General features: G+C 56.6%; 12 protein-coding genes and 1 tRNA gene. 5 read left to right on the top strand and 8 right to left on the bottom strand.

What is annotated here, in order from left to right; genetic code table 11:
- Window positions 1-342: 342 nt before the first annotated feature.
- From ACR0DU_RS12070 to ACR0DU_RS12050, 5 genes are all read left to right on the top strand, one after another.
- Window positions 343-3,432 carry a hypothetical protein gene (locus ACR0DU_RS12070; RefSeq protein ID WP_480874830.1) on the top strand — a complete coding sequence of 1,030 codons (3,090 nt, stop codon included), beginning with the start codon at window positions 343-345 and terminating at the stop codon, window positions 3,430-3,432.
- A 350-nt stretch (window positions 3,433-3,782) separates the two neighbouring features.
- Window positions 3,783-3,856: transfer RNA gene (locus ACR0DU_RS12065), tRNA-Gly, on the top strand.
- A 282-nt stretch (window positions 3,857-4,138) separates the two neighbouring features.
- Window positions 4,139-5,959: an ABC transporter transmembrane domain-containing protein gene (locus ACR0DU_RS12060; protein WP_480874827.1), complete on the top strand. Its 1,821-nt coding sequence runs from the start codon at window positions 4,139-4,141 to the stop codon at window positions 5,957-5,959.
- Between the two features lie 158 nt (window positions 5,960-6,117).
- Window positions 6,118-8,007 carry an acyl-CoA synthetase gene (locus ACR0DU_RS12055; protein ID WP_480874825.1) on the top strand — a complete coding sequence of 630 codons (1,890 nt, stop codon included), beginning with the start codon at window positions 6,118-6,120 and terminating at the stop codon, window positions 8,005-8,007.
- 12 nt (window positions 8,008-8,019) lie between these two features.
- Entirely contained in the window at window positions 8,020-8,943 is a 924-nt protein-coding gene (locus ACR0DU_RS12050; protein ID WP_480874822.1) for an alpha/beta hydrolase, read from the top strand.
- Window positions 8,944-8,951: 8 nt separating this feature from the next.
- On the opposite strand, the gene ACR0DU_RS12045 is transcribed toward ACR0DU_RS12050, so the two are convergent.
- The 8 genes from ACR0DU_RS12045 to dtd all read right to left on the bottom strand — a co-directional run bounded on the left by ACR0DU_RS12045 (window position 8,952) and on the right by dtd (window position 18,662).
- On the bottom strand, window positions 8,952-9,788 hold the full coding sequence (locus tag ACR0DU_RS12045) for an alkaline phosphatase family protein (RefSeq protein WP_480874820.1): 837 nt from the start codon (window positions 9,786-9,788) through the stop codon (window positions 8,952-8,954).
- Between the two features lie 162 nt (window positions 9,789-9,950).
- Complete coding sequence (locus ACR0DU_RS12040) at window positions 9,951-11,588, bottom strand: ABC transporter ATP-binding protein (RefSeq protein ID WP_170541031.1); 1,638 nt, start codon at window positions 11,586-11,588, stop codon at window positions 9,951-9,953.
- Entirely contained in the window at window positions 11,585-12,400 is an 816-nt protein-coding gene (locus ACR0DU_RS12035; RefSeq protein WP_029621990.1) for an ABC transporter permease, read from the bottom strand. Before ACR0DU_RS12035 ends, ACR0DU_RS12040 begins: the two co-directional genes overlap by 4 nt.
- Complete coding sequence (locus ACR0DU_RS12030) at window positions 12,400-13,356, bottom strand: ABC transporter permease (protein ID WP_010441877.1); 957 nt, start codon at window positions 13,354-13,356, stop codon at window positions 12,400-12,402. The genes ACR0DU_RS12035 and ACR0DU_RS12030 overlap by 1 nt, the downstream gene beginning before the upstream one ends.
- 15 nt (window positions 13,357-13,371) lie before the next feature.
- Entirely contained in the window at window positions 13,372-14,958 is a 1,587-nt protein-coding gene (locus ACR0DU_RS12025) for an ABC transporter substrate-binding protein (RefSeq protein ID WP_170779618.1), read from the bottom strand.
- Window positions 14,959-15,082: 124 nt separating this feature from the next.
- The gene (locus ACR0DU_RS12020; protein ID WP_480874815.1) at window positions 15,083-17,077 is read right to left on the bottom strand and encodes a CocE/NonD family hydrolase; all 1,995 of its coding nucleotides are present in this window, start codon (window positions 17,075-17,077) and stop codon (window positions 15,083-15,085) included.
- A gap of 44 nt (window positions 17,078-17,121) precedes the next feature.
- Window positions 17,122-18,225: a glycerate kinase type-2 family protein gene (locus tag ACR0DU_RS12015; protein WP_480874813.1), complete on the bottom strand. Its 1,104-nt coding sequence runs from the start codon at window positions 18,223-18,225 to the stop codon at window positions 17,122-17,124.
- Window positions 18,225-18,662, bottom strand: coding sequence for a D-aminoacyl-tRNA deacylase (gene dtd / locus ACR0DU_RS12010; RefSeq protein WP_170779624.1), 438 nt, complete (start codon window positions 18,660-18,662; stop codon window positions 18,225-18,227). Before dtd ends, ACR0DU_RS12015 begins: the two co-directional genes overlap by 1 nt.
- Window positions 18,663-18,681 lie beyond the last annotated feature (19 nt).

Genomic DNA, 18,681 nt, shown 5'->3' with positions numbered 1-18,681 from the left:
CTCAAGTAACCTGTTCGAAATCTATTCGGCGGAAACAATCGTCAGATCACACAGGCTCGTCAACTAGACCCCAGAGTTTGCGACACATCCGACATGCGTTGACCGAGGTGCACGAGCGGTAGGAGATTGCAACTCAAGAGTGGCCGCGCCTACTGACGCAGACGGCTGACTTTGCGGGAATCGGCAGTAAATGTTACTGTCGCCTTGTTGGCAAGATCGCCGCTAGGTTTCTCCGGCCATCGCGTTTCGTTATTATTTTTGCAATAAGTTTTTTAGCCGTTCGGCCGGGCGATCCGGGGCCTCTGGGCCAGCGTTTCAGGATGCTTTTGAACGGAGGCAGACATGCCGGAAACAGTATTTGAACGCGCGCCAGACGGCGCAATCATTGGACTTCAGCATCATGGCGACCCACTTGAGGGGCGTACAAAAGGGACCAGTGCGCTGGATGTGGCCCAGGCCTATGTCGCCGAGGTGGCGGGCCTCTACCGGATAACGCCTGATTTTCTTGATCGGCTCGGTGAGAGTGTTTCGGGCAAGTATGATCGCGAGGAGGGCAGCAAGCTGCGGCTGGAAGAATCCAAGGCGGTACAGTCCTTTCTGATCTTCACATTTCGCCAGACCCTTCACGGAATTCCGGTCTGGGAACGCGGCCTGACGCTGCGAATGGCTGGTCCAGACAATGTGGTCACCGGTTCGTCCTCAAGCGTCGCTTCCGATATCGAACTCGGTAATCCTCCCACACCGCCGGCCAGCCGAGACAAACAAGCTGCCACGGTCCTGCGCGAAGCGGTGAAAGGGGCCAAATTCACAAAATTTAAAGTCAATGACATCCAGGACTTTGTATACCGCTACGACGCAGAACATCGCCTGCCACACGAAGAACCCGGCGAGATCGAAGGGGCCGAGTTGACCCCGCTTCCGGATATCGGCCGTGTACCAAAGGGCCTTAAGGACGGCGAATGGCGTTTCGCGAGCCTTGTGCATTTTGGCTGCAAAATTCCCGACTACGGAGAGCTGAACTGGCGGGCACTAGTCGACTGGGAGACCAACGCGGTGCTCTATATCCGGCCCTTGGTGGGCTGTGTCTCGGGCTATGTCTTTACTGACGACCCGATCTCGCTTTCAGGAGATTCCGAGCTTGATCCGACGGCACCGGTCGCGCTTTTGGACGCACAACGCGAGCTGGTGGCACTGGAACGGTTAATATTACCGGGCGGAGGCGCACCGGTGGAGCTGAGTGGCGAACTGGTGGCGGTACGCGACCTCGACACGCCGAACATCGCCCCACCGACTGAAAACGCCGGTGCCGCATCGGTCTTTGACTACCCCGCCGACAGCGATGATTTCGCGGCGGTCTGTGCTTATTACAACCATGACTTCCTGTATCGCTTCGTGCAGTCGCTGGGCTTCGATCTGCCTAGCTATTTCGATGGGGTAACCTTTCCGGTGGATGTGGATCACCGTTGGTTCAATCCCGCTGCAGGGCCGGTGAACGCCCAGGCACCCGGCAATGCCATAGGCGACGGTGTGCTACGATTTCGCTATGCACTGGCGGCCAATGGGTCCACGGTCGGCATGGCCACAGACTCGCGCGTTTCGGCGCATGAGTTCGGGCACGCGGTGCTGTGGGATCATCTCAATTGGCCCAATTTCGGCTTTTGTCATGGCTTTGGTGACGCGCTGGCGGCAATTCTCTACGATCCGCAGGGTATCGCGCCGGATCGTTTCCGCACTTTCCCCTTCAGCAATCTGATCACTCGGCGTTGGGATCGGTCGGTTGCCTCGGGCTGGGGGTGGGGTGGCACGATGGACGTGGGCGGATATCTGTCAACCGAGATCAACGCCACAACGCTGGGCCGGATCTATCGATCTCTGGGCGGTGACTCTACCGATCTGGACGACAGGCTACATGCCAGCCGCTACACGATCTATCTGATCCTGCAGGCGGTACCGCTTTTGGCCGGGATCGTGCCCAACACAGTCGAAGGTTTTTCCCGGGCCTTGCAGGAATCTGACCAGAACACTGCTCTATTCGACGGTGCAGCCGGAGGCTGGGCACACAAAGTGGTGCGCTGGGGCTTTGAGAAGCAAGCCCTCTACAACGGAGCACCGCCCGATGTGGACGTCTTCATTGATGACGGACGGCAGGGTGAATACCCCTGGCAACAGTCAGGCAATGTCGCCCCCGGCATATGGAACCGGCATCGTCCCGACGGGGGCACCGACCATGAAACACCGCGCCGCTGCGTCGAGAACTATCTGTATGTCCGGATCGGCAATCGCGGCAACTACCCAGCCCAATCAGTGACGTTATCAATGGCCCGCGCGACCGAAGGTAAGGGTGCCACATGGCCGGACGACTGGGAACCGCTTATTGTAAGAGAGCCCATCGGCCAGTCCGTGCATTGTGGCGACGAAGTGATCGTCGGCCCCATCCCGTGGTGCCCCGAGGACTTATGCGAGGAATACATCCTTGCCAGCGCGGATACGCCGGACGATCGCAGCAATGTCGAGACGATTGCAGGCAGTCTACCTGTCGACCGGCTGGCGCTTGGTGACAACAACGTCGCCCTCCGCCGAATGGAGGTAAACCGCGCCGAAGATGACACCCCTTGCTGCGAGGAGGAAGAACCGAAGATGACCTATCGTTACGCTGTCAAGTTCGTCTGCGGCTGTTCCAAAGGTCGCATTTTATCCACTGGCCGCTATCACACAGCAATTAACATCGGCAACGGCAGCGGAGAACCGGTGCGTTTCCGCAAACGGGTATCCTCTGCCTTGCCAAACGAGAAACCGGGCAATGTCTCAGCCAGGACAAAAAACAAACTCGGACCTTGGGAATCGATGGAGATCGATTGCGAAGACGTGGCGCGACATCTGCGTGTGGCCGAGTGCTGTTTCCTGAAGGGGTTCGTCTTTATCGACAGCGAAACACCGCTGGACGTTGTCGCGGTCTACACCGCAGCCCATGGTGAAGGCGAAGTGGAAACAATCGATGTCGAACCGGTCGTGCCTCGGCTGATCAAAAAGACGCCACCACCACCTCCTCCACCTCCGCCTCCGGATACCGAAGAGAAGCCGGATTTGATCCCGGTACAGCCCTTCCCGCCCGGTCCGCCACCCTTCCCGGCTTGGTATTGTGAGGAACCACGCAAGTTGAAGATCATCGTGCGTAACATTGGTGCAGGGGCCGCGGGACCATCGACCACACGGGTCGATTTCTTCCAGAGCGGCGTGGTGGTAGACTTGCCAACGCCGGCGTTGGGGCCAAACGGGGATGAGACCACCCTGTCGCTCGTCTTCCCTGACGACGTCAAAGGTGGCGAGCAGATCCCCTTCAAGATTACCGTCAATGCCAATCCGGTCGATGGTGTAGTGGAGGCTGACACCACCAACAACAGCGACTCCTCCTCCTGCGGCCTGGCCAGCTAGGGAGCGCCGCGGGTAGCCCGGGCCTGTATCGGCCCGGGCTGCGCGGCCACGAGTTTTTAGTAGCACAACTCCATTGCATTCAAGGAATAAGTCTCGTCCGCGGGGGTATCTTTCGCACCCACAGCGAACGGCAGGTTCGACGGGCTGCAGTGCAGCGACCGAGTGTGGTGGTCAACAGCCGGTTTGGGCCGGTTGTGCCATGACTAGAGATGCACTCTTTCCTGATGTCGAATTGGATCATCGATGTTTTGATAGCAAACTAAACTACCGGAAGGTTGAATTGTTTTCTTACTCTCGGGTGGTTCCACTTGACCTCCATATTCACATGAAATAGGAGGTGCTGTACTTGAGCGGGCGTTGTGTAGTGGTAAGACCTTAGCCTTCCAAGCTAATGACGCGGGTTCGATTCCCGCCGCCCGCTCCAAGAAATCCCTTCCGACACATAACCTACAAAATCAGAAGAAATTTCTCCTTAAATATTTAATAAAAAATAAAATAATTAAACTAAAGCGTTTGTCTTCCAAGCTAATGACGCGAGTTTGATTCCCGCCGCCCGCTCCAGTTCTTTCCCCCTGCCAGTTGCGTCAAATGGCCCTTATCGGGCTGCAAATCTGTGCCTTCAGCTTGACCATAACCGTCGCTGCCGCCAAGAAGCAGTGATTGATGCCCGTTTTTTGGGCGAATGACCACGACGTAAGGGCCAGACATGGCAAATTCACGCTCCGCCAGTCCAGCGAACAAACCGGCTCCGGGTACTCAGGAAGAGCGCGCGGGATCCAGGAAAATAGGTGTTCTGGCATCGTTGTGGCCCTTCATGAAGCCTTACCGATTACTGATGATCGGCGCGATACTTGCGTTGATTTTGACGGCGAGTATGACGCTGACGCTGCCGCTGGCAGTACGCCGGGTCGTTGACAATTTTCGCATCGAAGATGGCGAGTTGCTGGATTGGTACTTTCTGGCAGCTCTTGGTATTGCGGGCATTCTCGCGATCGGGACGGGTATTCGCTATGCGTTGGTGACGCGGCTGGGCGAGCGTGTTGTCGCTGACATCCGGAAGGCTGTCTTCGATCGCGTGATTGGTATGAGCCCCGAGTTCTATGAACGGATCATGACGGGAGAGGTGCTCAGCCGGATCACGACCGATACGACGCTGATCCAATCGGTTCTCGGATCATCGGTATCGATCGCGTTGCGCAACATGCTGATGTTTGTCGGCGGGCTTATTTTGATGTTGCTGACATCGGCCAAATTGACAGGGATGGTCCTGCTGCTAATCCCCGCGGTGATCGTGCCTATACTGGTTCTGGGCCGCAGATTGCGAACCATCAGCCGGGAAAATCAGGACTGGATCGCGGCGTCTTCTGGCAATGCAGGTGAGGCGCTTGGGGCGGTGCAAACCGTACAGGCCTTCACCCATGAACAAGCCAGCCGTGCGCAATTTGGTGAGATGACAGAAACTTCGTACGAAGTTTCTCTGCGACGTATCCAGACCCGCGCTGTCCTTACTGTGATCGTAATTTTCCTGGTGTTTTCGGGTATCGTCGGCGTGCTGTGGATGGGTGCGAATGACGTGCGCAACGGAGCGATGACCGAAGGTGTTCTGATCCAATTCGTGATCTACTCGATCATCATGGCAGGCTCGGTCGCCGCCCTTTCGGAAATCTGGAGCGAACTGCAGCGCGCAGCCGGCGCAACTGAGCGGCTGGTCGAACTTCTAAACGCAGAGGATACGGTTAACGACCCTACGCAAGCCAAGACGCTGCCAGCTCCGGTACGGGGCGAAATTCGCTTTGACGACGTGACTTTCCACTATCCCGCACGCCCGGACGTGGTAGCGCTGGTTCAGTTTTCACTGCAAATCGACCCCGGTGAAACCGTGGCCTTCGTCGGACCTTCTGGCGCAGGCAAGACAACTGTGATCCAGATGATCCAGCGGTTCTATGATCCGGATTCTGGGCAGGTAAGCCTCGACGGGCTTGATCTGCGCGAACTAGACCGCAACGACTTTCGCCAGCATATCGCGTTGGTTCCACAGGACCCGGTTATATTTGCCGCCTCGGCGCGTGAAAACATTCGTTTTGGCCGCCTGGATGCTTCGGATGCCGAGGTTGAGGCAGCGGCGCGCGCCGCCGCCGCGCATGAATTCATCTCGGCGTTACCTGAGGGCTACGACAGCTTTGTGGGTGAACGCGGCGTGATGCTATCGGGTGGGCAGAAACAGCGCATCGCCATCGCCCGCGCCATTCTGCGCGACGCGCCAGTCTTGCTGCTGGATGAGGCCACCTCGGCACTCGACGCAGAAAGCGAGCGTGCGGTGCAGGGGGCTGTCGATAATATGCGAGCCGGGCGTACCACGCTGATCGTGGCGCACCGGCTGGCGACCGTGAAGAAGGCGGACCGTATTATCGTGCTTGAGGCCGGGCGCATTGTGGCGCAGGGAACGCATAACGATCTGGTGTCGCAGGGCGGATTGTATGCCCGATTGGCACGCCTGCAGTTCACCGACGGGGTGGCCGCAGAATAAAGTGACGCACCGGCACATCCGGAATCGCCGTTGCGTCATTCTACATTTTCTCACAGCTGATCGCTAAGCCCTTGCTTGCGCGAGTTGAGTTTTACTTCCATCTTGGAGGCAACGAAAACCCGCGCGTGACACGGGAGAGAGATCAGGGGAGGAGCCACATGGCCTTTGTGGGAATCGAAGACAAGGCGCGTATGGAACAGGAGATGCCATGGGAGGACCGGGATGTGCCTGTGACCTTCCACCAGCTTTTGTCGCGGACGGCGGGCAGGTTCCCGAACCACAAGGCGATCAGCTTTCAGTTGCTATCTGGCCCGACCGACAAAGCAGAGACGCTGACCTGGTCGGAACTGCTAGGCAAAGTCAATCAGGCGGCGAATCTGTTCCGCTCGCTTGGGATCGGTGAAAAGGATGTGGTGGCATATGTGCTGCCCAACTGTAACGAGACCCTGGTCACGATGATGGGCGGAGCGGTGGCGGGGATTGTGAATCCGATCAACCCATTGCTCGAACCCGAACAGATTGCGGCGATCCTGCGCGAGACCAAGGCGAAGGTCGTGGTCACTCTGAAATCCTTCCCCAAAACGGACGTGGCCCAGAAGGTTGAAGAGGCTGTGCGCCACGCACCTGGCGTTCACACGATTCTTGAGATCGACCTGAACCGTTATCTGACGCCGCCAAAATCCTGGCTGGTACCGTTCCTGCGCCCCAAGATGGGTGACAAGGAAAAGTTGGCCCACGCGACCTATAAGAATTTCATTGCTGAGCTGAACAAGCAGCCAAAAACGCTGACCTTCGAAGACAGCAAGGAAGATCGCGTCGCGTGCTATTTCCACACCGGCGGCACCACAGGCATGCCGAAGGTGGCGCAGCACAAGTATTCCGGTCTGATCTACAACGGCTGGCTGGGGCAGACTCTGCTGTTTGACGAAAACGATGTCATCATGTGCCCGCTACCGATGTTCCACGTTTTTGCGGTGCATGTGATCGTGATGGCAGCCGTATCGTCGGGTGCCCATGTCATATTCCCGACACCTGCGGGGTATCGCGGTGACGGTGTCTTCGACAATTTCTGGAAGCTGATCGAGCGCTGGAAAGTCTCGTTCATCATTACGGTGCCCACCGCGATTTCAGCTAAGATGCAACGCCCGGTGGATGCGGATATCTCATCCGTCAAAACCGCGTTCTCGGGCTCGGCTCCACTGCCGGTTGAACTCTTCCGCAGGTTCGAAGAGGCCACAGGCGTGACCATCGTCGAAGGATATGGTCTGACCGAAGCCACTTGCCTTGTCTCGTGCAACCCGGTGGATGGAGAGAAAAAGATCGGTTCGATCGGTATTCCGTTCCCATATACAGATGTCAAAATCCTGCAGGACGGGCCAGATGGTCCGACCGAATGCGGTGTCGATCAGGTCGGCGAAATTTGCATTTCGAACCCTGGCGTTTATGCGGGCAACACCTACACCGAGGTCGATAAGAACGTAGATCTCTACCATTTCGACAAGTACCTGCGCACGGGTGATCTGGGCCGCTTTGATGAGGATGGTTATCTTTGGATCACAGGTCGGGCCAAAGACCTGATCATCCGCGGCGGCCACAATATCGACCCCGCCGAAATTGAAGAGGCGCTTCTGGGGCACGAAGCTGTCGCCTTTGCGGGCGCGATCGGTCAACCGGATGCACACGCAGGCGAACTGCCATGTGCGTTTGTTGAGCTGGTCGACGGGGCCTCGACCACGGAAAAAGAGCTGCTGGAGTTCTGCAAGGTTCACGTCCACGAACGCGCTGCACAGCCCAAGCATTTGACCATTCTCGATGAACTGCCGAAAACCGCAGTAGGCAAAGTATTCAAGCCTGATCTGCGCAAGCACGCGATCACGCGTATATACAATGGTGCTCTGGAAGCCGCCGGCGTCGCGGCACGGGTCGTTTCTGTCATCGACGACAAGAAACGCGGGCTCGTTGCGCAGCTTGACGCGAACGGCGCGTCCGAGGACGATGTGGCCAAAGTGCTGGGTGCGTTTACCCGACCGTGGGAGTGGTCTGAATAATCTGGAGGGACAATGGACTATGAACGTCTGATCGACGAAGAGACCTGGGATTTCATCCGGCGTACCGCCGAGAGCTATCCCGATGATACGGTCGAAATGTCCATTGCTGACCAACGTCGGGTCTATGACACGATGTGTCAGGATTTTCGCCAGCCGCGACCTCCGGGCGTTGATGTTCAGGACAGGTCCGCCGATGGCGTGCCTGTTCGCGTTTACACTGCCGGTGATCCCACTCGAAATGTGATTTACTTTCACGGCGGCGGGTTCGTCGTGGGCGGTCTGGACAGTCATGACGATGTCTGTGCTGAAATCTGTGTTCAGACTGGCTATCGGATCATCTCTGTCGACTATCGCCTGTGCCCTGAATATGTGCACCCGGCGCAGTTTCAGGATAGTTGGACTGCGGTGAGCTGGGTGGTCCAGGAATATGGCGATCCAATCGTTCTGGCGGGAGACAGTGCAGGCGGTAATCTGGCTGCAACCGTTGCGCATTATGCCCGAGGGCGATTGGATAACGTGCTGGGTCAGGTTCTGATCTATCCCGGTTTGGGCGGTGACATGTCAAAGGGTTCGTATATCGAACATGCAAATGCGCCGCTTTTGACCCTGGACGACATCCGGTTCTACCAAACTGTACGCTGCGGTGGGCCTGCACCGGATAGCGATCCCTCATTCGCTCCGTTGCAGGATGATGATTTTTCTGGCCTCCCGCCGACGGTTGTTGTGACGGCTGATTGCGATCCACTGCGGGATGACGGACCGGCCTATTGTAAGTATATAACTGCGGCAGGTGGGTTGGCCCATTGCATTAATGAACCGGGGTTGGTTCATGGGTATCTGCGCGCCCGAACTTCGGTCAGGCGCGCCGCTGACAGCTTTGAGCGTGTCTCGGTGGCGATCGAGGCGCTGGGGCAGGGGATCTGGGCTTACGACTAACAAGTGCCTCAGGTCAGGAACGATTTGGCCTTCATAGTATCTGCCACAGGCGCACCGACGCGCTGTAGTATGGTCGGCGCAAGCTGAAGCTGGTCGATCACGGTCTCGGTGTCAGGCCCTTCGGCGTCACCAAAATAGTAAAGAGCCGTTTCCTGCTGTAACGGGCTTCGCCCTCCGTGATGGCCGCGTTCATCTTGGCCATGATCGGCGGTTACGATGACATCGTAGCCAAGCTGCCGCCAACGCGGGATGAAAGGTGCCAGCATTTCGTCCATGACGAAACAGGCGTGGTCCATTTCCTCACAGTCGTGATAGAAACGGTGCCCCATACTGTCCAGCGTGCAGGTGTGCAGAATACCGTAATCCAGCCCAAACCGAAGGCAGAGGTTGGTCAGCGTGGCGAACAGATCAACGTCGGATGGCGTCATCTGGTTGGCTTTGCCGTAGCCAGTCATCGAATGGAATCTGCCATGGTTGATGGTCTTGCTGTCAGGCTCGTCATATTCCACATCACGAACGTAGTCGAAGGGGTGACGGTTGAAGAATTGCGACCAGTAGCTATGCGTGACCGCGCCGGTCACACCGCCCGCTTCTCGTACCTGACTGAAGACGTCCTTGTGGGACAGCCGAAACACGTTGCCATTACCGGTGCAGCCATGCTGTTGCGGTGTGACACCGGTATGGATCGAAGCGTAGCAACTGGCTGATGTCGAGGGCAGGACAGAGCGCAGTTTCCAAACTCGCGCATCGACGCTGTCGACCCATCCTTCAAGATTGCCAAACAGTCTGCGAAAGTTGCGCCACGGTACACCGTCGAGAATGATCAAAAGCAGTTTGCGGTCCATTGTCCGGCCCTATTCTTTTCGAAGTATTGGTTGTCGCGACCCTAGGGGATTCGCTTGCACGGGGCTGCCCATTTGCGCCCTAAATAGTAAAATCCCGACGTTTGTTTTCAGTCAAACGCCGGGATTTCCAAACATTATGCTATGTTCGGGATAAGTCCGGGATTAGTTGCCCGCACTTTCCATTTTGCGATGGGCGACAACCTCTTCCAGCCAACCCAGATGCATTTCGGGCACCGAGCTGAGCAGCAAATCGGTATAGTCATCGAAGGGTGGGCTCAGCACCTGCGACTTGGGTCCATAGCGGACCACGCGGCCCTGATACATCACCGCGATACTGTCACTGATGGCGCGCACCGTCGCCAGATCGTGGGTGATGAACAGATAGGCCACATCCTCGATCTTCTGCAAGTCGAGCAGCAACTTGAGGATGCCATCTGCCACAAGCGGATCGAGCGCCGAGGTGACCTCATCACAGATGATCATTTTGGGCTTGGCCGCCAATGAACGAGCGATGCAGACCCGCTGTTTCTGACCGCCAGACAGTTCGGCTGGGTAGCGATCGATGAACTTCTCGCCCAGCTCGATCTCATCCAGAAGTTCTACGATACGCTTGCGTTTCTCAGCACCGCGCATGTTGAAGTAAAACTCCAACGGTCGCCCGATGATCGTACCGACTGTTTGCCGCGGGTTCATCGCGACATCCGCCATCTGATAGATCATCTGCAACTCGCGCAGATCTTCAAGTGAACGGCCCTTCAAGTCGGGGCTAAGTTTCCGACCGGCAAAGGTGATCTCGCCATCGCGCGGCGGCAGCAACCCGGTGATCACACGGGCCAGCGTCGACTTGCCTGAGCCGGATTCACCCACCACAGCCAATGTCTGCCCCGGATGAAGCTCAACATTGACGTTGTGAAGAACGTCGAAGTTCAAGCCTTTGTAGCGCGCGGTAATACCATCGACGCTCAGCACCGGATCCGCAGTGGGCTGCTTTTCTTCGTGTTCAATCGAGCGAACCGAAACCAGCGCCTGAGTATACTCTTCTTGCGGATTGTTGATGATCTGATCGGTGTTTCCATACTCGACCGTATTGCCCATCCGCAGAACCATGATGTCGTCGCTGACTTGTGCGACAACTGCAAGGTCATGCGTGATGTACAACGCAGCGACACCTGTATCGGCGATGGCCTCCTTGATGGCCATCAGGACGTCGATCTGAGTGGTCACGTCCAAGGCCGTGGTAGGTTCGTCAAACACAACTAGATCCGGTTCGGGGCACAACGCCAGCGCTGTCATGCAGCGTTGCAACTGACCGCCCGAAACTTGGTGTGGGTATCGATCACCGATATTGTCCGGATCGGGCAGGCCTAGCTTGGCGAACAATTCGCGCGCGCGGGCCTCGGCCTCTTTACGAGAGAATTTCTTATGTTCGACTGCAGCTTCGACCACCTGATCCATGATCTTTTTGGCGGGGTTGAACGAGGCGGCTGCTGACTGCGAGACATAAGACACCTCGCCGCCGCGCAGGTTGCGGATATCACCCAGCGCCGACTTCATGATGTCACGGCCGTTGACCCAAACCTCGCCACCGGTGATCTTAACGCCGCCCCGGCCATAGGCCATCGAGGCCAGACCGATGGTCGATTTGCCAGCTCCGGATTCACCGATCAACCCCAACACCTTGCCGGGCGCGAGGTCAAAGCTGACCCCGTGCACGATTTCGATGTCATGGGGCTTTTCGCCCGGCGGATAAACGGTCGCGCCGATCTTGAGGTCACGGACCTTGAGAAGGGTATCACTCATCCTCGGCCTCCTTTCAGCGATGTGGTACGGTTCAGAACCCAGTCAGCAACAAGGTTGACCGAGATCGCTAGCGTGGCGATGGCCACTGCAGGGTAGAGCGCGGCACCAATACCGTAGACGATGCCGTCCTTATTCTCTTTCACGATGCCGCCCCAATCCGCCAAGGGCGGCTGGACGCCAAGGCCTAGGAACGAAAGCGTCGAGATGAACAGGACCATAAAGATGAACCGCAGACCGAACTCGGCCACCAGAGGCGACAGAGCGTTCGGCAGGATTTCTCGGAAAATGATCCACCTGCGTCCTTCACCGCGCAGTTTGGCGGCTTCGACGTAGTCCATCACGTTGATATCCACGGCGACAGATCGCGACAGACGATATGGTCGGGTCGCATCCAACAGGCCCATCACAAGGATCAGGATCGGAACGGTTACCGGAACGATTGCCAGAATAACCAGCGCCAGGATCAGCGTAGGGATCGACATGATCAGATCGACCGTCCGGCTAAGCGCCTGATCGGCCCATCCGCCCAAAACTGCAGCAAGTAGGCCCAATGACGTTCCCGTCAGAAAGCTGAGAAGTGTTGCAGCTGCGGCAATGAAGATTGTTGTGCGCCCGCCATAGATCATGCGGGTTAGCAGATCGCGGCCGATATTGTCCGTGCCCAGCAGATGCTCGGAGCTACTCGGCTCCCAAACGTCGCCGACCACTTCTGCCATTCCATAAGGCGCGATCAAGGGCGCGGCGATCGCGACAAAGAAATAGGCGCCGGTGAACATAAGGCCAATCAGTGCCGAAAGAGGAATGTTCTTTATCATTTCGGATGCCTCAGTCTTGGGTTGGCAAGGATCGACACGATATCCGCGACCATGTTCAGGCCAATGTAAACGGCTGCAAACACCACACCGCAGGCCAGAACAACAGGCACGTCACGCTTTGTCACGGCATCTACGAGGTACTGCCCCATACCGGGATAGACGAAGACAACCTCGACCACGACGACACCTACGACCAGATAGGCCAGGTTCAGCATGACTACGTTCACGATAGGTGAAATCGCGTTGGGAAAGGCATGCCGGGCGATAACCTGAAAGGTGCTCAAACCCTTTAGTTCAGCCGTTTCAATATAGGCGGATTGCATAAGATTAAGAATGGCAGCGCGTGTCATGCGCATCATCTGCGCCAGGACGACCAGCGTCAGTACGAAGGCTGGCAAAGCAATGGCATTTAGCTTTTGCCCAAACGACATTGAATCGTTGACCATCGCTAGCGAGGAGAACCAGCCCAGTTTCACTGAGATGTAGTAGATCACCACATAGCCGATCAGAAATTCCGGTATCGAAACCGTTGTGAGCGTGATGGCAGAGATCAGTTTATCCGGCCAGCGGTTGCGATAACGCACGGCCAGAAGTCCAAGAAAGATTGCAAGTGGAACGGAAACGATGGCAGCGACGCATGCCAGAAACAGTGTATTTCCAAGGCGTTTTCCAATGCTCTCAGAAATATCTAGCTTGTTTGTCAAGGATTGGCCAAGATCGCCCTGAAAAATGCCTCCCAGCCATTCGAAATAGCGGGTCAGGGCAGGGCGGTTCAAACCCATCTCTTCGCGCAGGTTAGCAAGGGCCTCTGGGGTTGCGGACTGCCCCAGGACGGCTTGCGCGGCGTCTCCGGGAAGGGCTTCGGTCAGGCCAAAAATCAAGGCCGAAGCGCCGAGCAGCAACAGGAGTCCCAGCGCCAGGCGCTGGGAAACCAATTTGATGATAGGATGCATTATCCGTAGCCCGTTTTAGACGAACCACATTTTGCGGGATATGTTGCCGTTCATCATCTCTTGCGTCGGGTCAGATTCCCATCCGTCCAGTTGGTTGCTGATGCCCTCGACAAAGTCGTTGAACATCGGACAGATCAGGCCGCCTTCGTCGCGGACCATTCGGCCCATCTGGCTGTAGATGCTTTTGCGTTTTTCAACGTCCAGCTCTGCCTTTGCCGCGAACAGCATGTCGTCGAACGCCTGAACCTTAAACCGGGTGTCGTTCCAGTCTGCGGTCGACAGGTACGCGGTCGAATACATCTGGTCCTGAACCGGACGGCCGCCCCAGTACGAGGCACAGAACGGCTGAACGTTCCAAACCTCGGACCAGTATCCATCGTTGGGTTCACGCTTGATTTCAAGCGGAATTCCAGCCTGTGCGGCGGTCTGCTGGAACAGTGCAGCGGCGTCCACAGCACCCGGGAAGGCACCGTCGGCTACACGCAATATGATCGGCGAACCATCATGGCCGGACTTTTTGTAGTGCTCTGCAGCTTTCTCAATACTGAATTCGCGCTGTTCGATGGTTTCATCAAACAATGGGTAGGCTGCGTTGATCGGCATGTCATTCCCGATCGAGCCATAGCCACGCAGGACTTTGTCTACCAATTCCGCACGGTTGATTGCGTATTTCAATGCCGTGCGCAATTCGTTGTTGTCGAACGGAGCCGTGTCGCAATGCATGATAAAGACATAGTGACCGCGACCGGCGGTTGAATGCACGGTCAGGTTAGGCGCACGGCCCAACAGGTCGGCAACTTTGGGTTCAACGCGGTTGACGGCGTGGACCTGTCCGGACTGCAGTGCAGCGGTCCGCGCAGTTGCATCGTTGATCACAACAACTTCGACGCTGTCAAAATTACCGAAGTCGCTGTTCCAATGGTTTTCGTTCTTGGTGAACAGGTGACGGACGCCGGGTTCGTCCACTTCCAGTTTGTACGGACCTGTGCCGATACCTGCCGCCGGGTTATCCATGCCCCCATCGGGCTGAATAATCAGGTGATAGTCGGCCATCAGATACGGCAGGTCGGCGTTTGGCTCGGTCAAAGTGACCTGGAAATTGTCTCCATCGGCCTTCATCGACTCGATGCCTTTCATGATGCCCAATGCACCTGATTTGGAATCTTCGTTCGAGTGGCGCTGCATAGTTTTCAGCACGTCATCGCTGGTCATGGTCTTGCCGTTGTGGAACTCGACCCCTTGACGCAGCTTGAACGTCCATACTTTGGCGTCTGCACTTCCTTCGACGCTTTCCGCCAGGCGCGGTTCGATGGTCCCGTCGGGGGCCACTTCGACCAATTGGTCACCGAACTGCTTGCCGTTCTGGAACGGGACTGAGCTTGCGTAGGTTGCCGGATCAAGTGAGTTGGTCGATTCACCGCCCTGCAAACCGAATTTCAGATCGCCGCCCTTTTTTGGGCCAGCCGCACGTGCGGCATCGGCAAACATATTGCTTGCGATTGCGGCCGAGACACCCAGTGCCGCTGCTTTACCCATGAATTCACGGCGGGTCAGCTTTCCAGCCGTGACCTGCTTTGACATGTGAGTGAGTTGTTCGTTCATCCAGAGATCTCCCAGTTGATTGGATGTTCGGTCCATTGTCGGACTTTTTATTGACGCATGAGTCAAAGTAGGGGCAATGCAGGGTGGTGGGCAAGTGAAAATCTTTCGTCTGAAGCTTCAAAACTTACATTTCATTGCGTGGCACCGTGTCTTCGAGCGTTTTTGAGTACACCAATTCGTTATTTTCGAAGGCGCTTATCTCCGCTCGAACAAAAAAGTTCTTATCATCGGACCACATCTCGCAAACGCTTTCAGTGAATAGGAACGATTCACCGCGCTGCTGTTCTTGTGTCCAACGACAATTGCCCCGCGCCGATAGGGGTTTGTCGGGGTGAATCGACCACTTTTCTGTTGCGGTGCTTCCGGTGATCAGCCCATGCGTTTCGTCACGGAGTTTGCCAAAGTCATCCTCGATGATCAGGTGGGTTTCGCCGGTGGTCATATCCAATTCCACACGCCGGGAATTTTGCGTTTCTCGAAGAACACTGACGGGATTCGCAGCTTCTGCATCAGGAGGGGCGAAGTTGTATTCGTTTGATTGACCTGGCGGACGCGTTGGAATGATTATGTCGCCTTCAGTCAGTTGAAGCTCGACAGTTTCCGGCGAAGGCCAGATTAACGGCCAATAGGCGCTCGAGATCGCCACGCGTAAGCGGTGCCCTTTCGGTATACGATAAGCGATGTGATCCAGGTCCAGCTCTATATCGTATGTCTGACCGGGTATTAGGGGGGTGGGATCTGCATGACTGTCGCGGTGCGTCAGATTTAGCACCCCATATGTGATCCGCGTCGAAGCACCGTCCGGGTGTATATGATTCAGCCGAACAGCAATCTGCGCCTGAGGTTTGTCAGCACTCAGGCGGAGCCGGATTTTGGGGGCGCCCACAATCTCGATGTCGGCTGCCAATGCGTCGCTGTCGAAACAGGCTGAAAGCGCGTCGTCGCCCCTTTGGTCCCCTGGCATATCCGGACCTAGCCAAATCGCACAAAACTCGCCGCTTTCAAGACCGCAGGTGTGTGGCGATCGGATTGAGGTGTTCAGTGACCCCCCGTGCCCAAGGCCGGCATCGGTCAGTTGCATCGTCATGGTTGGCAGATGCGATGTCGCGCCTTCATCCTCGGCAATCCAACGCCCTGCGCGCTCTTTGTGCCAGCGCGCCGGACGCACACCGTTCATCACATAAGCGCGGTAGTCTGGATCCTCTTCGACACCTGTATTCTTTCCCTTTAGCCAATGGTCCCACCACCTTAGGGCCTCCTGCAAAAAACCGATGCGAGGTTCAGGAACTGCGAAATGAGGATATTTGTGCACCCATGGGCCAACAACACCTTTGACCGGCGCGTTCAACTGTTCGACCAGCAATGGCACAGTGTTCTTGTAAGCGTCACCCCAGCCTCCAACCGCCAGGGTGGCCGCTTGAATGGCATCAAAATTCTCGCAGACGGAACCATGGCGCCAATAGGCATCACGTGTTTGGTGGCGCAGCCAGACGGAGGGCAGGAAAGGCTCATTCTCTAACCGATCCAACCACAGCTCACGCCAGTTTGACCGCAGATCAGGGTCCGGAGCACGAGAGGAGTAGGACCACATTGTCGCGCCCCAGCCCAGATTTTCATTCAGCAGGCATCCGCCTTTGTAATGTATGTCATCGGCATACCGGTCCGCGGTCGAACAAAGCGTAATGATTGCCTTCAAAGGCTCAGGCTGCATCGCGGCAACCTGCAATGAGTTGAACCCGCCCCAACTGATACCCATCATCCCGACCGTGCCGCTACACCAGGGTTGATCGGCTAGCCATTGGATTACTGCGACGGCATCGTCCAATTCCTGCTGAGTGTATTCATCCTCCATCAACCCTTCGCTGTCACCATTGCCGCGCATATCCACGCGTACGCAGGCATATCCACGTTTGGCAAACCAAGGATGGGATAAGGCGTCACGTGCAGTGGTACCGTCGCGTTTGCGATATGGCAGATGTTCCACAATGGCGGGAACCGGGTCTTCGCCCGCATCGATCGGGCGCCAGATCCGGGCTGAAAGGCGGCAGCCATCCGGCATGGTGATACCCATATCAGGGATTTCTTCGATCTCGCGAAGTGCGTTGAAGGGCGGTGCCATATCTCTGAACTCCTGACCGATAGCAACCGGGCCAAGATGTCAGATCAATTCCGTATTGCAATCACCAAGTCCATCACATTGGTCCCTGTAGGCCCCGTAACCAGCAATGCACCTGCTTTGGCCAGGAAGCTGCCGCTATCCGCGTTGTTGAGGTATTCTTGCGCTTCGTCTGACCATGTTTCGCCGGTAACGATAGCACCGGCCGCGTCCGTAGGCCCGTCAGTGCCATCCGTCCCGCCAACGATCACAGTAATATCCCGTTGCCCTTCAATTTCGCGCGCCAAAGCCAGCGCAAGGGCCTGATTTCGCCCGCCGCGCCCGGGTTGGTCCGGAAGAACGACGGTTGGCTCTCCTCCAAAAACCATCACGCCTTTGGGCATGTGGCGCAGTCGTTCTCCTATCGCGGTCGCAACTGATAGGTAGTCATCGTGCAACGCCTCCGCGTTGGCGAGGACGACAAAGCCAGCTTGCTCGGCTGTTTGGGCGGCCGCGCTACGTGCGTGCGCATTTGAAGCGATTATTGAGGTCTGGGCGGCAAAACGCGGCGCATCTGGCAACGCTCCGATGCCGGATCCAATCACGCCCAGGTCGTCTCCGGGGACATCCGAGATCGCCAAAACGGTCACATTTTTCCCAGCAAAACTGGACAGCAATCCTCCGCCTTTTATGCGCGATAGTTTGCGCCGCTCAGCATTCATCGCTCTGATATCCAATCCATCGCCAAGCAATCTTTGGTTCAGGGCTTCAAGATCGTCCAGCGAGAACCCGGGCATCAAATCCTCGGCCAGAGAGGACGCGCCGCCAGATACCAGAAGCAACAGACTGCTATCATGTTCCATGCTCTCTAAGGTTTCGCGCAATGCCCGTCCCCCGGCCAGACTGCGATCATCGGGTACGGGATGAGAGGATTCGATGACATCAACATGCGCTGGCAGTCCATCGCTATGGCCATCTTTGGTAACGACCAACGTGGGGACCGCTCCGAACTGTTTCACTGCTGCGCGGGCCATCGCACCCGCCGCCTTGCCAACGGCCAGTATCTGGTCTGGCCGTTCCAGCATTTGGATCGCTTCCAACGTCGCGGTGTAACCATCGACAGCCGCCACACCGGCGCTCCAAATATCCTGAATCTGTTGAGAGGCCTGCATCAGCTTTCCATCCAAATTGTCACGGGCCCGTCATTGACCAGTTCTACAGCCATGTCAGCCCCGAATGATCCCGTTTCTACTGGTATGCCCAGTGAGGACAGGTTGCGAACAAACGCTTCATAAAGTCGTTCGCCCTCTGCTGCCGGGGCTGCACCGGAAAATCCCGGGCGGTTACCGCGTGACGTGTCAGCGGCCAAAGTGAATTGGCTGACTACCAATGCTGAGCCGCGGATATCCAAGATCGAACGGTTCATTTTTCCTGCATCGTCTTTGAAGATGCGAAGCTTTGCGATCTTGTTAGCCAGTTGTTCGGCCTGAGCCTCATCATCCCCTTGCATCGCACAGACCAAAATCATCAACCCCGGACCGGATTGTCCAATCACCGTTCCCTCGACTGTGACAGAGGCACTGGAAATTCTTTGAAGCAGCGCGCGCATCTGCAATTCCTACTCTTGG

Source organism: Ruegeria sp. G2, from assembly GCF_056533505.1.
Note: the sequence above shows the minus strand (reverse complement) of the source record. Positions and strands in the feature narration are given on the sequence as shown.

Bases quoted from the DNA above. Each gene is read 5' to 3' on its own strand.
- ACR0DU_RS12020 (WP_480874815.1), bottom strand. From the start codon at position 17,077: ATGGCACCGCCCTTCAACGCACTTCGCGAGATCGAAGAAATCCCTGAT.
- ACR0DU_RS12015 (WP_480874813.1), bottom strand. From the start codon at position 18,225: ATGCAGGCCTCTCAACAGATTCAGGATATTTGGAGCGCCGGTGTGGCG.
- ACR0DU_RS12045 (WP_480874820.1), bottom strand. From the start codon at position 9,788: ATGGACCGCAAACTGCTTTTGATCATTCTCGACGGTGTACCGTGGCGC.
- ACR0DU_RS12055 (WP_480874825.1), top strand. From the start codon at position 6,118: ATGGCCTTTGTGGGAATCGAAGACAAGGCGCGTATGGAACAGGAGATG.
- ACR0DU_RS12050 (WP_480874822.1), top strand. From the start codon at position 8,020: ATGGACTATGAACGTCTGATCGACGAAGAGACCTGGGATTTCATCCGG.
- ACR0DU_RS12030 (WP_010441877.1), bottom strand. From the start codon at position 13,356: ATGCATCCTATCATCAAATTGGTTTCCCAGCGCCTGGCGCTGGGACTC.
- dtd (WP_170779624.1), bottom strand. From the start codon at position 18,662: ATGCGCGCGCTGCTTCAAAGAATTTCCAGTGCCTCTGTCACAGTCGAG.
- ACR0DU_RS12025 (WP_170779618.1), bottom strand. From the start codon at position 14,958: ATGAACGAACAACTCACTCACATGTCAAAGCAGGTCACGGCTGGAAAG.
- ACR0DU_RS12060 (WP_480874827.1), top strand. From the start codon at position 4,139: ATGGCAAATTCACGCTCCGCCAGTCCAGCGAACAAACCGGCTCCGGGT.
- ACR0DU_RS12040 (WP_170541031.1), bottom strand. From the start codon at position 11,588: ATGAGTGATACCCTTCTCAAGGTCCGTGACCTCAAGATCGGCGCGACC.
- ACR0DU_RS12070 (WP_480874830.1), top strand. From the start codon at position 343: ATGCCGGAAACAGTATTTGAACGCGCGCCAGACGGCGCAATCATTGGA.